The organism is Rheinheimera sp. MM224 (assembly GCF_947090785.1).
Classification (GTDB): domain Bacteria; phylum Pseudomonadota; class Gammaproteobacteria; order Enterobacterales; family Alteromonadaceae; genus Pararheinheimera.
Window position 1 is genome coordinate 1,778,787 of the sequence record NZ_OX352320.1, and the last position, 13,383, is coordinate 1,792,169.

Here is a 13,383-nt window from a genome sequence, read left to right on the forward strand (position 1 = left end):
TGATGACCGTACTTTTTAATGACTCGTCCTACTATACGTTGACGGTTTTGAATTAAGCCAGTTGCATAATGCAACTGGCTTTTTTGTGCACTTCGTTTGGCGTTTTCATGCCCAAACTAAGATGCGGCCTGTATTCATTATAGATTGCGATAGATTGCTTCACTGCTCGCTTTAACTCGTCCTGATTTCGACACCTTGTCAGTAGAAACTCATGTTTGAGAATGCCATTGATACGCTCTGCCAGAGCATTCTGATAGCAATCATACCCATCCGTCATCGAAGGGATAATGGCATGTAACTGCAACTGCTTTTGGTACTCTTTTGAACAGTACTGTGAACCTCTGTCTGAATGATGAATTAAAGGACACCCAGTCATACGGTTTTTAGTCGCTTGCTGTAACGCCCGGCCAATATCCGTCGCTGTCATCGTTGAAGAGACGTCATGCCCCATAATTCTTCGACTATAAGCATCTGTGACCAGTGATAAATATTGAACACCTTCGTCGGTTTCAAGGTACGTAATATCGCTCACAAAAACCTGTTCAGGTCGGGTGATTATTAACCCTTTCATCAGGTTGGGATGTTTTTTCATCCAATGCTTACTGTCGGTCGTCTTGTGGTAATTCCGAGGTCTTTTTATCAGAAGGTTTTCGCTGCGCAGGTAGCTAAATAAGCCATCACGACCCAGTTTAATACCACACTCTTCTAATTTGGGCTTGAGCACATGATAGAGCTTTCGGGTTCCCAGGCGCGGCATAAACCGGCGGAGGTCCCTCACCATGGCCTGAACTGGCTGCAAGGCAAAAGCCCGTGATTGATAACGGCTCTCGGCTTGATAAATGGACTGTCGGGATATACCCATCACCCGACACAGCTGCGATAAGCTTATTTGAGCTTGGCTCTGGAGTTTCCTAACCCCATGTCGACAAGCTTTTTTCGCAGCTGGGTTCCTTGTGTAGTATCAATGTAATCAATCATTTCATTGAGAACGAGATTCCGGACTTTTTCATCTTCGAGCTTACGTTCAAGCTCTTTAATCCGCTGCTCAGGGGTTGGATTGGACTGAGTCATGAGAGTTAACCTCGGGTTGTGCCAATCTTGACGACCATGCTTACGAAGCCACGTCAAAACAGTACTTTTTCCTTGTATCCCATATCTAGCTTGCGCTTGCTTATACGTCAACTCGCCTTCTTCTACTTGCTCAACCACTGTCAATTTAAAAGTTAATGTGTAGTCTCGCTGTGTCCGCTTACGGTTTGATTTAATTGGCTTATCCATAATAAGTCTCCAATCTGTCAACTTATTTCAGGACGGGTCATAAGGGATAAAAAAGGCGGATTTATTATCCGCCTTTTTGCTGTAACGCGAGGTATCAATTACGCTGGAACTGATAGACAGAACCTAGTTTTAAGATTTTTGTCAGTTCATCCAACGCCTGACGGCTTTCAATCAGCAGCTGTGGATCGGCTAAATCCGCTTCGCTGATTTCGTCACGATAGTGTGTATCCACCCATTGATTTAACCGGACAAACAAAGTGTCACTCATCAGCACTGCCGGATTGACTGCCTGATGTTCTGCTTCGCTCATAGCCACACGTAAACGTAAACAGGCAGGCCCACCGCCATTTTGCATACTTTGTTTTACATCAAAATAATGCACCTGACGCACCGGAGTGCCACGTCCTGTCAGTTGTTCCAGATACGCGGATACAGTGTCGCTGTCACGGCATTCTGTTGGCGCAATAATGGCCATATCGCCGTTTGGCAAAGTCACCAACTGGGTGTTAAACAGATAGGTTTTCACTGCTTCTGACACCGACACTTCAGAAGTTTTCACTTCAATAAAGTGTAAATCAGCAGCAGAGCCAAACTTACGGCGAATTTCATCGAGCTTGCTTTGGGTATCGACAAAAGCCTGTTCGTGAAAAAACAGCACGTTTTGGTTGCCCACAGCTATGACGTCATTGTGAAAGACACCCTGATCAATCACATCCGGGTTTTGTTGCATCATCACAGCGCCGTTTTCGGACAAGCCATGCAGGCGTGCGACCGCTTCACAAGCTTCCAGCGTATGCCGGGCAGGGAAGCGTTTAGGTGCAGGCTTAGACGAATCGAAGGCGTAACGGCCGTAAACAAACAGCTCAACGCCTGACGTACCGTAATCACTGCATAAACGGGTATGGTTGGCAGCACCTTCATCACCAAAGTGATCGTTGTCTGGCAAATGCTGGTGATGAGCAAAATGTTTGTCATCACTGAACATCGCCTTGAGGATACGGCCTGTGGTGACAGGTTCCAGCGATCGGTGAAACTTATTGGTTAAGTTCGCCGGAGTAAAATGAATTTTACCGTCCGCTGTATCTGCACTTGGCGAAATAGTCGCGGCATTGGCTGTCCACATGCTGGAGGCTGAACAAACAGCTTTCAGTACTGCTGGAGCTTGTTTTGCAGCTTTACTGATGACTTCGCTGTCCGTGCCGGTAAAGCCTAAACGTCTTAAAGTGTAGACATCAGGCCGTTCCTGTGGAGCCAGTACGCCTTGTACTAAACCCAACTCAGACAAAGACTTCATCTTCTGCAAACCCTGTTTAGCGGCTTGTTTCGGATTGGAGGTGTTTTTGGCGTTATTTAGCGAGGCAACGTTGCCGATGGATAATCCGGCATAGTTGTGCGTCGGCCCGACCAGGCCGTCAAAATTTGCTTCAAAGAACTTCATTTTTGCTTTATTCCTTCATTTTTGGGAAGGGGCTCTGCTTTTATTATTATTGCGGCCGTTGCTTCATTTTTCCCTGCGTACTTAAAGCCACAGCGTTGTTGACTGCGCTACTCGCCCCAGTCACATAAGACAACTATGCTCCCGGGGGCTCGCTCGCTTGTCGCCTAGCTGTAACTTCAATTGCTTTGGGTAACAACCCTGCGTACTTAAAGCTACAGCGTTGTTGACTGCGCTACTCGCTCCTGTCACATAAGACAACTATGCTCCTGGGGTCTCGCTCGCTTGTCGCTGTGCTGCGACTTTTGTTACTTTATGCAGGACCCGCTGATTTATTCAGCGAAAAGTCACTAAATTGTGACCTTCTGGCATAATAATGAACTTATTCTCTTGTCACAACTTGAGTTTACGGATATACGTTAAAAAAGAAGTGCCCTGTGGCACGCTAAAAGGTCAGGGATCTCAATCATAAAATGGCGAAATCACTAGTCATAGTCGAATCACCAGCGAAAGCTAAAACCATCAATAAGTACCTTGGAAATGACTTTATTGTTAAATCCAGCGTAGGTCATATCCGCGATCTGCCAACCAGCAGCAACAAGGATAAAGCCAAAGAAGACAAGACTAAGCTCAGCAAAGAGCAAAAAGAGTATCAGGCTCTGGTTGAACGTATGGGGATAGACCCAAACAACAACTGGCAGGCCCGCTATGAAATTTTGCCCGGCAAAGAAAAAGTCGTCAAAGAGCTGAAAGCTCTGGCTGAAAAAGCAGACACTGTTTACCTGGCAACGGACTTAGACCGGGAAGGGGAGGCGATAGCCTGGCACCTTCAGGAAATTATTGGTGGCGAACATCAGAAGTTTAAGCGGGTGGTATTTAATGAAATTACCCAAAACGCCATTAAAAACGCTTTCGTTGAACCAGGTGAAGTCAATCAGCACCGTGTAAATGCTCAGCAAGCCCGTCGCTTTTTAGACCGGGTTGTTGGCTTTATGGTCTCTCCATTATTGTGGAAAAAAGTCGCCCGTGGCTTATCTGCTGGTCGTGTACAGTCTGTTGCTGTGCGTTTAGTGGTAGAGCGTGAGCGCGAAATTAAAGCTTTTGTGCCGGAAGAATACTGGACTGTTGCTGCGGACACCCTGACCAAAGCGGGTGTAAACCTGCAACTGGACGTAGCTAAACAAGCCGGAAAAGCCTTCAGACCGGAAAATAAAGCTCAGACTGATGCTGCTGTGGCTGTGTTGCAAAAAGCCAGCTATCAGGTCACTGAGCGTGAAGACAAGCCGTCGAGCAGTAAAGCTCAGGCGCCTTTTATCACGTCTACCTTACAGCAAGCCGCCAGTACCCGTTTAGGTTATGGCGTCAAGAAAACTATGATGCTGGCACAGCGTTTGTACGAAGCCGGCCACATTACCTATATGCGTACCGACTCGACGAACTTAAGTGTTGATGCATTAACAGCTTGTCGCGATTATATTGAAAAAAGTTTTGGTGCTAAGTATCTGCCGGAACAACCCTTAAGTTATGGCAGCAAAGCTAATGCTCAGGAAGCGCACGAAGCTATTCGTCCATCTGATGTGTTTGTTTTGGCCAGTAGCCTGCAGGATATGGAAGCCGATGCCCGTAAGCTTTACGAGCTGATTTGGCGCCAGTTTGTGGCCTGTCAGATGCCGTCTGCACAATATGATGTGACTGTGATTACAGTCGCTGCAGCGGACTTTGAATTAAAAGCCAAAGGTCGTGTATTACGTTTTGATGGCTGGACTAAAGTGCAGCCTGCGCAAAAGCGCAAAGACGAAGAAGAACTTGAACTGCCGGATGTCAAACCGGGTGAAACCTTAAAGCTGGAACAGTTAGCTCCGGCTCAGCATTTTACCAAACCACCAGCCCGTTTCAGCGAAGCCAGTTTAGTGAAAGAGCTGGAAAAACGTGGTATAGGCCGCCCTTCAACTTACGCAGCCATTATTTCGACTATTCAGGAACGTGGTTATGTCAAAGTAGACAATCGCCGTTTCTACGCTGAAAAAATGGGCGAAATTGTCACAGACCGTTTGGTTGAAAACTTCGGCGATTTAATGAGTTACGACTTTACCGCCAATATGGAAGTTCGCCTTGATGATATTGCTCATGGTGAACTGCAATGGCGTAAAGTGCTGGATCAATTTTATGGCGATTTCTCGCAGCAACTAAAAACTGCGGAATCTGACCCTGAACAAGGCGGCATGCGCACCAATCAATTTGTGCTGACCGATATCGCCTGTCCAACCTGTGGTCGTCAGATGGGTATCCGTACTGCATCTACCGGTGTGTTTCTAGGCTGTTCAGGCTACAACCTGCCGCCAAAAGAGCGCTGCACCACCACCATGAACCTGACTCCTGGGGATGATGCGGTAGAAGTTGCAGATGAAGATGAATTAGAAACCGAAATACTGCGTCATAAAAAACGCTGTGCTAAATGCGGCACCGCTATGGATCATTACCTGATTGACGAACAGCGTAAGTTGTATGTCTGTGGTAACAACCCGGGCTGTGACGGTTATCTGGTTGAAGCTGGTGTGTTTAAACTTAAAGGCTATGACGGCCCACTGATCGAATGTGAGAAGTGTGGTTCGGATATGCAGCTGAAATCAGGTCGTTTTGGTAAATACTTCGGTTGTACCAATGATACTTGTAAAAATACCCGCAAGTTATTGAAAAGTGGTGAAGCTGCTCCACCGAAAGAAGACCCGGTGCATTTGCCAGAATTAAAATGTGAAAAGTCAGACACTTATTTTGTATTGCGTGATGGTGCTGCAGGTTTATTCCTGGCTGCCGCTACTTTCCCTAAGTCCAGGGAAACACGAGCGCCACTAGTGTCTGAGCTGGCTCGTTTTAAAGACCGCATTATGCCGAAGTTCCACTATCTGGCAGAAGCTCCGGCAGCTGATGCTTCTGGTAATCCAACCATTATCCGCTGGAGTCGTAAGACCAAACAGCAGTATGTGATGACGGAAAAAGAAGGTAAAGCCACTGGCTGGTCGGCCTGGTACGAAAATGGCCGCTGGGTCGTGACCAAAGAGAAAGCGAAGTAATTTCAGAGTAATAAAAAAGGCGCCTTAGGCGCCTTTTTTATTATCTGAGGCTATACCCAAAGTAATTAGAGTTGCAGGGAGGCGACACGTGAGTGAGACCCCAGGAGCATAGTAGTCCTATGTGCAATTGGATTGAGGCGAGAATGCGCACGCAATGCCAAGTACATATTTTCTCTATATGTCTGGGGCGAAAGCACGCAGTCAACAAAGCTGCATCTTCAAGTACGAAGGGGATAGTTACCACTTACGTTTAGGGGCAAATAGCACATCCAAATCATTGTTTTCCTGTTCTGCTTTTTTCTGTCTGTCGCGTAAATTGCCTTCTTTTAATTCTGTCGCTATGTCTTCGAGTATCGTCATGACTTCACTTTTACGATTCGTGACGTAATCATCCACATGTGCACAGTTAGCTAAAGTAGTCAGCGCTTTTTCATAACATTGACGAGCAGAACCCAACATATTGCCAGCCCGAGCCTGATTACCGCGTTTCACCTGACTTTCCACATTAATACGCAATTGCAGCATTTCCAGTCGTCTGTCTTCCTGTACTACGGTTTGGGTGTCAATGTTGCCGCGGGCATGTTCAGCGCGCAAAATAGTGCGCAGCTTTTTAATGCCCTGGATCATACCGATAATTTGTTTATCGTTATCTGGCATAGTTAAACCTTCGACTGTCATATCGCCGGAGGCGGTATCATTTAAACGAGCTTCAGTCTCTCCAATCCGTTTTTTCAGTTCTTTTGAATTGGGCTCCAGCTCCAGCATGGCTTTGAGCGTGACAGTGATACGTTTGAGCAACATTTGTACTATGCCTTTAGTAATAGGCACATTGGCTGCGTTGAGCAGAATGTCTTCTGTCTCTTCCAGCAGCGATCTAAGTTTAGAAAACTCAGCGCGTTTCAGCGATGCAAGTCGCTCTTTATGTTGCTGCACAGCGTTGACAATCACGGCGATAATCACCAATGCAACGACCAGCACAATGATAATAGTAAAAAGCATCCACACTCCGTTTCCCCCCAAAGCGTCAAGGGGTAGCTCAGTTAAGGCCGGTGATTAGCCTAGCCTTCAAAAATATCTATAATCTTTAACAACTTCACTCGTCTTCAAAAACTTTTATGCGAAGGTTTAATCAAGGCAAAAACAGGCTGAACATGGCTCCACCATACAAACCGCCATTACTTAAGCGGATAAAACCAGTTTTACCATGATTTTTATGTGCCTTGGCTATTAACCCTGCAAAAAACAGGCCTAAACCTGTGCGACCTGCAGCCAAATTCAAATCTTTCATCAGAGTATCGGCATTTTCCAGCATAAATTCAGGATAACCCGGGCCATCATCATGCAATTCGATGGCCAGCCCATCTTCGGTTAACTCTGCACGCAATAATAATTTACTTTTGGTATAACGCAGCGCATTCACGAACATATCGTTCAGCAGATTACTAATCAGATCGCTGTCAAAATACCAAAGCAACTCGCTGCCTGTCTGTATTTCAACCTTGATATTTTTTTGTGCGCTGTACATTTCATTTTTCAGCAGAATTTCTTCAAATAAATCAGAGATATAATACTGATCGATTTGCAAAGGTAACTGGTTTTTTTCGATACGGTACAAGGACAGTAATTGCAGTAAGTTGATATTGAGTCTATTGGCTTCATAGTGAATACGGGATAACTCTTCACGACCATTGCTGTCCAATTGTTGCTGCTCTTGTTGCAGGTTATCAATAGACTGGATCAATAAGCACAAAGAGTTCTTCATATCATGTGCTGCAGATGCCAGCACTGTTGCAAAGTCGATGGATGAATCTGAACCTGACATACTGTCCCCGATGATCCCGTTGTACTGCCATTGATGCAAAAACAGCAGTTTTTTTAGTTACTATTGGTTATATATTCCAACTAAATCAAAATAAGTTGGAATATCCAAATGAATATGTATAGTGTTTATATCATATGCCAAGAACGGATCACTGACACATGAAATTACAACAGCTACGTTATATTGTTGAAGTTCTCAATCACAACCTGAATGTCTCTGCCACAGCGGAGAGCTTATACACGTCACAACCTGGCATCAGTAAGCAGGTGCGGATGCTTGAGGATGAACTTGGTATTCAGGTGTTTGGCCGTTCCGGTAAACATCTGACTCATGTTACACCAGCTGGCAGAGATGTTATTGAAATAGCTCAACAAATACTAGGAAAAGTTGAGAGCATCAAAGCCGTTGCCAAAGAACATACCTTGCCGGATCAAGGCAAACTGAATATAGCCACCACCCATACACAGGCTCGTTATGCGTTGCCTCCGGTGATTAGTGGTTTTATGAAAAAATTCCCTAAGGTGTCTTTGCATATGCACCAGGGCACACCATCACAAATTGCCGAAGCTGCATCACGCGGTGACGCTGATTTTGCTATAGCGACCGAAGCTATGCATTTATTTAATGATTTAGTGATGTTGCCTTGTTATCACTGGAACCGCAGCGTGATTGTGCGCCACGACCATCCGCTGGCCACTTTAAATCGTAAAATTGCGGTAGAAGATGTGGCTGAACATCCTATTGTTACTTATGTATTTGGTTTTACCGGCCGTTCTGAATTGGATCGTGCTTTTGGTGAAAAAGGCTTAGAGCCTAAAATTGTCTTTACAGCCACTGACGCAGATGTGATTAAAACCTATGTGCGTTTGGGGTTGGGTGTGGGTGTGATTGCGTCTATGGCGATGGATAAAGAAGCTGATAAAGATTTGGTCTCCATTGATGCCAGTCATTTATTTGCCGCGTCCACCACCAAAATTGGTTTTAGAAAAGGCACCTTCCTTCGTACTTATATGTATGATTTTATTGAACGTTTTGCCCCGCATTTAACCCGTGAAGTGGTAGAAAAAGCCAATATGCTGCGTAACCAGGACGATATAGACCGAATGTTTGCCAAGTTTGAGCTGCCGATTAAGTAGCTCTTCCTGATAACACAGAGGGCCTTGATGGCCCTTTCTGTTTATCTGCAGGTGAAGAGGCAAACTCTTGCCACAGTTATTGACAGATCTTCATCCTGGTGACCACAACTCTGAATAACCAACATTCGTCTGTTTTACATCCTGTACTTGATCAGTAAGCACCAATTCACGTTGCAGGGGGATGTACGAAAGCCACATTATTTTTTATTTGGATGTCTGGATGTTTACATGGCTACAGTGGCTGGTTATGCTAAATGGAGACAGACAAATTAATGCATGATCAGAATGAAGAAAACTGAAGATGCAGCCAGTTCGACCTAACGGGAGTTAAACATGATTGATTTAAAATTGCTGCGTACTTTACAGGCGTTGCAACAGACCGGCACTTTAGTGGCCGCTGCTGATCAGTTGTGTCTGACGCAGTCGGCTTTATCGCATCAGCTGAAAGAAGCCGAGTCTTATCTGGGGGCTGCACTTTATCTGCGCAAAAGCCAGCCAGTTTCTTTTAGCGCTCAAGGTCAGCTGTTATTGGAATTAGCAGCACAAGTTCTGCCTTTAGTAGCGCAGGCACAAGCACAACTCAAAGGTAAAGCCTTAAGCCGTATTCGATTGGCAGTGGAATGCCACGCCTGTTTTCACTGGTTAATGCCTGCCGTCAAAGCTTTTGGGTTACTGCAAAACGAATGCCCGGTCGAGTTTTCTGCGGAAATTGAACACAATGCGCTGGATGCATTATTAAGCGATGAATTGGATTTGGTGCTGACAACAGACAAGCGTGAGCTGGCAGGCTGTTTTTTCGAGGCATTATTTGAGATGGAGTTGTGCCTGGGAGTAAGCACGGATCATCCACTGGCGCAGCAGCCATTTATCCAGGCGCAGCAACTGAAGCAGGAAGTCTTGTTAGGTTATCCATTGCCTTTGGATCGGCAGGATTTATACCGTTATGTGCTGGCACCACAAGGGTTGGACGCCAAATTCAGAGCTGTGGCGCAAAGCAGTCAGATTTTGCAGTTAATTGCTGCGGGGCAGGGGGTCGCTTTGTTACCACGTTGGTTGATGGAGCCTTATCGGGCTCAGAGCCTGCTGGCGGTTATTCCTATAGGAGAACAAGGTTTATTCAGAACTATGTATGCAGCCTGTCGACAGGGGCAGCAAGAGACTAACCCGCTGCGACAGTTGTTAGAGCAAATAAGCCTGCATCAGCCTTCGTAAGCCAGTGGGTCTGTCGCTTTGTTTAATTCAAAAGCTTCCAGTCGTTCCTGGCAAGAGCCACATTTACCACAGGCTTTTTCACGGCCGTTATAGCAGGTCCAGGTTTTACTGTAATCCAGTCCCATGGCTAAACCGTCGCGCAAAATCTCAATTTTGGTTTGGCTTAAATAAGGGCTGACGATATCGACGGGTTCGTAGTTAGCCACCTGACAAACTTCATTCATTTTATGTACAAAATCAGGACGGCAATCCGGATAAATAAAATGATCACCAGAGTGTGCGCCGTAATACACAGCGCGTGCATTGAGCGATACGGCATAGCCTACGGCTAAGGATAACAAAATCATATTGCGGTTCGGCACCACGGTCGATTTCATCGTATCAGCAGCGTAATGGCCCTCAGGGATTTGAATATCTTCATGGGTGCTGTCCGGTGCCATCAGGCTGGACCCTGCCAGTAACTGATTAATCGCAGAAATATCCACCACTTTATGCGCAACGCCTAATTCTTCACAGACGCTCTTAGCACAGACCAGTTCTTTGACATGGCGCTGACCATAATTAAAAGACAGGGCATAAACTTCATGACCATCGGCAATGGCTTTATGCAGCACGGTAAATGAATCCATACCGCCGGAATAGATCACAACAACTTTTTGCGGCATCTGTCAGGCTCTCTCGCTATAATAGGCAAAATTTCGGGCGCGCATTGTACTGTATCTGAGCCTGTAGCTAAAGGAAAACCCCATAAAGTGTATAAAGTAAACGAGATTTTCGAGACCATTCAGGGTGAAGGCAGTTATACCGGCACTCCTGCTATTTTTCTGCGTTTACAAGGATGTCCTGTAGGCTGCTCCTGGTGTGATACCAAACAAACCTGGGACATAGATCCGGAGCTGCAATTAACCCCAGCTGCCATTTTAGAGAAAAAAGCCGATTCAGATCACTGGTGCAGTTTATCTTCTGCCGAAGTAGTGCAGCTGTTTGGCGACAAGGGCTACCGCGCTAAACATGTGGTGATCACGGGCGGTGAACCTTGTATGTATGATTTACGGCCTTTGTGTGAGCTGTTGCATGCTCGTGGTTTTTCTACGCAAATTGAAACCAGCGGTACTTTTGAAATTCTGGCGCCTGACAGTACCTGGGTGACGGTTTCACCTAAAGTGAATATGAAAGGTGGCTACCAAGTGCTGCGCACGGCGCTGGAGCGTGCAAACGAAATTAAGCACCCTGTGGCCATGGAGAAGCATATCGACGAGCTGCTAGAGCTGCTACAAGGTCTGGATTTAACCAACACACTAGTGTACTTGCAGCCTATCAGTCAAAAAGCCAAAGCCACCCAACTGGCCATCGAATTCTGCAAACAGCATAATTGGCGTTTAAGTGTGCAAGTGCATAAATATCTCGGCATCAACTAACAGCAAAGTTAGCTGATTTCTTCCAGACTGTCTTCCAGCCAGAGCTCTAAATCTCTGGCTGTGTCGTTTAAATCCTGCTTTAACCATTGGCGTTTTAAGTGGGGAGTCAACGGCAGCAGTTCCATCCAGCGCGAGACCAACCAGCATAAATTCTGATGTTCAGGTTCAGGGTAAAGACTGGCCAGTTCAGGGTATTGCTTAAACACCAGCTGCAATTTGTGCCACAGCAGCTGTTGTTCTGCATTGGTATTTTGTGCGCTCCAGAATGGCAGAGATGCCAGTTCTGCCACATGCAGCTGGTCCTGTTCCTGCCATCTTTTGGTGATTTGATAACGTCCTAATCCTTCGACCGTAATACCCAACAAACCATCAGGCAATTGCTCAAAATCTACAATAGAAACTAGCGTCACTTCCGGGCAAATCCGGTCTGCATGCTGCTGACTGACCAGCGGGTTGAGGCTTGCCATCGCAAAAGGGCGGACACCACTGCTGGCTTCTTTCATCAGCCTTAAATAACGTGGTTCAAATAAACGCAAACGCATTCTGCCTTGAGGCAGCAGCAGGGTGTTCAGTGGAAATAAAGCTATTGTTGAATTCATAACCGCATGTCGTTAACTACTCTGCGGTTATGTACGCAGCCAGGGGGTGTTTAGATTAGTCTTTGGCTGTTCTTATTGGATCATCTTTCAGTTTAGGTATTTTTAAACCCAACTCCTGGCCTCTGTTGCGGGCATAGTAAGTACAGCCAACAAACATCAGGGCGGAAAACAGCAGTTCGAGCAGGGCCAGAAAAAACTCTGTGCCAGAGCTGACCCACAAATGGGTCAAGCTGTGGATCATATACAGCATCACAATAAAATTGGCCCAGGCAAAGGTATAAGCTTTGCCTGTGATCATGCCCCACAGTGGAAACCATAAAGGCGTCCATAACAATGCAAGCAGAACCTTAGCGCTGCCCAGTTCTGGTGGTGCTAACCATAAAACCCAGACTGGGATCAGCATAAAAAGACCACTAAAACCTATGCGGCCAAGCCACAGATAAAGGCGGGTAGAAGGAGCCATAGCGACAGAAATATCGTTCATAAGGTACTGAATCCGGAAGTTTTTAAGGCGATAGCGGCTAAAGCTAAGCGTTTACCAAATTGAATAGCCAACTGATGTTCATCTTTACTTAAATTGCTTGCACCTGATAAGCCACTGACATGGCTTGGGCCATAAGGGGTACCGCCCGTTTGGGTATGATGCAGTTCTGGCTCCAGATAGGGCAAGCCAATCACCAGCATGCCATGGTGCAATAAAGGCAACATCATACTGAGTAAATTGGCTTCATTACCGCCATGCATACTGCCGGATGAGGTAAAAACCCCAGCAGGTTTATCCATTAACGCGCCTTTAAGCCAGAGACTACTGGTGTTATCCCAAAAGGCTTTCAGTGGTGCTGCCATATTGCCAAAACGCACCGGACTACCAAAGGCAAAGCCGTCGGCGTCGAGCAAGTCTTGTTCCGTCACATGCGGATGCATACCCACAGCGGATCCATCCAAAGCTGGTACTGTACGTAGCATCACTTCAGCTCCGGCCTGCTGGGCACCTATAGCAATTTTTTCAGCTAAAGCCGCAACAGAGCCATGACGGGAATAATACAAAATTAATAACTGAACACTCATGCCAGCAGCGCCAGCATTTTATCGGTAGGACGGGCTATCACAGCTTTGTTTCCCACCTGAAGCACAGGCCGTTCCATCAGTTTAGGATGAAGCAGCATAGCTTCAATCAACTGCTGTTCAGACAAGACAGGATTCGCCAGATCCAGCGCCTTGTATTCATCTTCTTTGCTGCGTAATAAATCACGGGCAGGTAGTTGCAAAGCCTTAAGTAAAGCCGTTAACTCGGCGACAGACAAAGGCTGATCCAGATAATAACGTACAGTAAAAGCCTTGCCGCTTTGCTCCAGGAGGGCCAAAGCTTCCCGGCTTTTAGAGCAACGGTTGTTGTGATAAAGCGTAATCAT

13 protein-coding genes are annotated in these 13,383 nt (G+C 46.2%); 4 read left to right on the top strand and 9 right to left on the bottom strand.

What is annotated here, in order from left to right:
- Window positions 1–52 precede the first annotated feature (52 nt).
- A protein-coding gene (locus tag OM978_RS08515) for an IS3 family transposase (RefSeq protein ID WP_413691091.1) occupies window positions 53–1,278 on the bottom strand; the annotation gives its coding sequence in 2 pieces (ribosomal slippage) (window positions 53–924 and window positions 924–1,278; 1,227 coding nt in all).
- Window positions 1,279–1,372: 94 nt separating this feature from the next.
- Window positions 1,373–2,716, bottom strand: coding sequence for an N-succinylarginine dihydrolase (gene astB / locus OM978_RS08520; RefSeq protein ID WP_264346405.1), 1,344 nt, complete (start codon window positions 2,714–2,716; stop codon window positions 1,373–1,375).
- A gap of 470 nt (window positions 2,717–3,186) precedes the next feature.
- Here astB and topA point away from each other — a divergent pair, with 470 nt between their 5' ends.
- Window positions 3,187–5,784 carry a type I DNA topoisomerase gene (topA, locus tag OM978_RS08525; RefSeq protein WP_264346406.1) on the top strand — a complete coding sequence of 866 codons (2,598 nt, stop codon included), beginning with the start codon at window positions 3,187–3,189 and terminating at the stop codon, window positions 5,782–5,784.
- A 237-nt stretch (window positions 5,785–6,021) separates the two neighbouring features.
- Here the strand turns inward: topA and OM978_RS08530 are convergent, their stop codons facing one another.
- Both OM978_RS08530 and OM978_RS08535 read right to left on the bottom strand, forming a co-directional pair.
- Window positions 6,022–6,783: a hypothetical protein gene (locus OM978_RS08530; RefSeq protein WP_264346407.1), complete on the bottom strand. Its 762-nt coding sequence runs from the start codon at window positions 6,781–6,783 to the stop codon at window positions 6,022–6,024.
- A 130-nt stretch (window positions 6,784–6,913) separates the two neighbouring features.
- Window positions 6,914–7,606 carry a sensor histidine kinase gene (locus tag OM978_RS08535; RefSeq protein ID WP_264346408.1) on the bottom strand — a complete coding sequence of 231 codons (693 nt, stop codon included), beginning with the start codon at window positions 7,604–7,606 and terminating at the stop codon, window positions 6,914–6,916.
- Between the two features lie 158 nt (window positions 7,607–7,764).
- Here OM978_RS08535 and cysB point away from each other — a divergent pair, with 158 nt between their 5' ends.
- Both cysB and OM978_RS08545 read left to right on the top strand, forming a co-directional pair.
- Window positions 7,765–8,742: an HTH-type transcriptional regulator CysB gene (gene cysB, locus OM978_RS08540; RefSeq protein WP_264346409.1), complete on the top strand. Its 978-nt coding sequence runs from the start codon at window positions 7,765–7,767 to the stop codon at window positions 8,740–8,742.
- A 333-nt stretch (window positions 8,743–9,075) separates the two neighbouring features.
- Window positions 9,076–9,954: a LysR substrate-binding domain-containing protein gene (locus OM978_RS08545; protein WP_264346410.1), complete on the top strand. Its 879-nt coding sequence runs from the start codon at window positions 9,076–9,078 to the stop codon at window positions 9,952–9,954.
- Here OM978_RS08545 and queC read toward each other — a convergent pair.
- Window positions 9,942–10,619, bottom strand: coding sequence for a 7-cyano-7-deazaguanine synthase QueC (gene queC / locus OM978_RS08550; RefSeq protein ID WP_264346411.1), 678 nt, complete (start codon window positions 10,617–10,619; stop codon window positions 9,942–9,944). The genes OM978_RS08545 and queC overlap by 13 nt on opposite strands.
- A gap of 87 nt (window positions 10,620–10,706) precedes the next feature.
- Between queC and queE the strand changes: the two genes are divergently transcribed.
- Complete coding sequence (queE, locus tag OM978_RS08555) at window positions 10,707–11,372, top strand: 7-carboxy-7-deazaguanine synthase QueE (RefSeq protein WP_264346412.1); 666 nt, start codon at window positions 10,707–10,709, stop codon at window positions 11,370–11,372.
- A gap of 8 nt (window positions 11,373–11,380) precedes the next feature.
- Here queE and OM978_RS08560 read toward each other — a convergent pair whose 3' ends face one another.
- From OM978_RS08560 to arsC, 4 genes are read right to left on the bottom strand one after another with little or no spacing between them, the layout of a single operon-like run.
- Window positions 11,381–11,971, bottom strand: coding sequence for an LON peptidase substrate-binding domain-containing protein (locus OM978_RS08560; protein WP_264346413.1), 591 nt, complete (start codon window positions 11,969–11,971; stop codon window positions 11,381–11,383).
- Between the two features lie 55 nt (window positions 11,972–12,026).
- Window positions 12,027–12,455, bottom strand: coding sequence for a DUF2069 domain-containing protein (locus OM978_RS08565; RefSeq protein ID WP_264346414.1), 429 nt, complete (start codon window positions 12,453–12,455; stop codon window positions 12,027–12,029).
- Window positions 12,452–13,039 carry an NAD(P)H:quinone oxidoreductase gene (wrbA, locus tag OM978_RS08570; RefSeq protein WP_264346415.1) on the bottom strand — a complete coding sequence of 196 codons (588 nt, stop codon included), beginning with the start codon at window positions 13,037–13,039 and terminating at the stop codon, window positions 12,452–12,454. Before wrbA ends, OM978_RS08565 begins: the two co-directional genes overlap by 4 nt.
- A complete protein-coding gene (gene arsC / locus OM978_RS08575) occupies window positions 13,036–13,383 on the bottom strand; it encodes an arsenate reductase (glutaredoxin) (protein ID WP_264346416.1) in 348 nt (115 codons plus the stop codon). Before arsC ends, wrbA begins: the two co-directional genes overlap by 4 nt.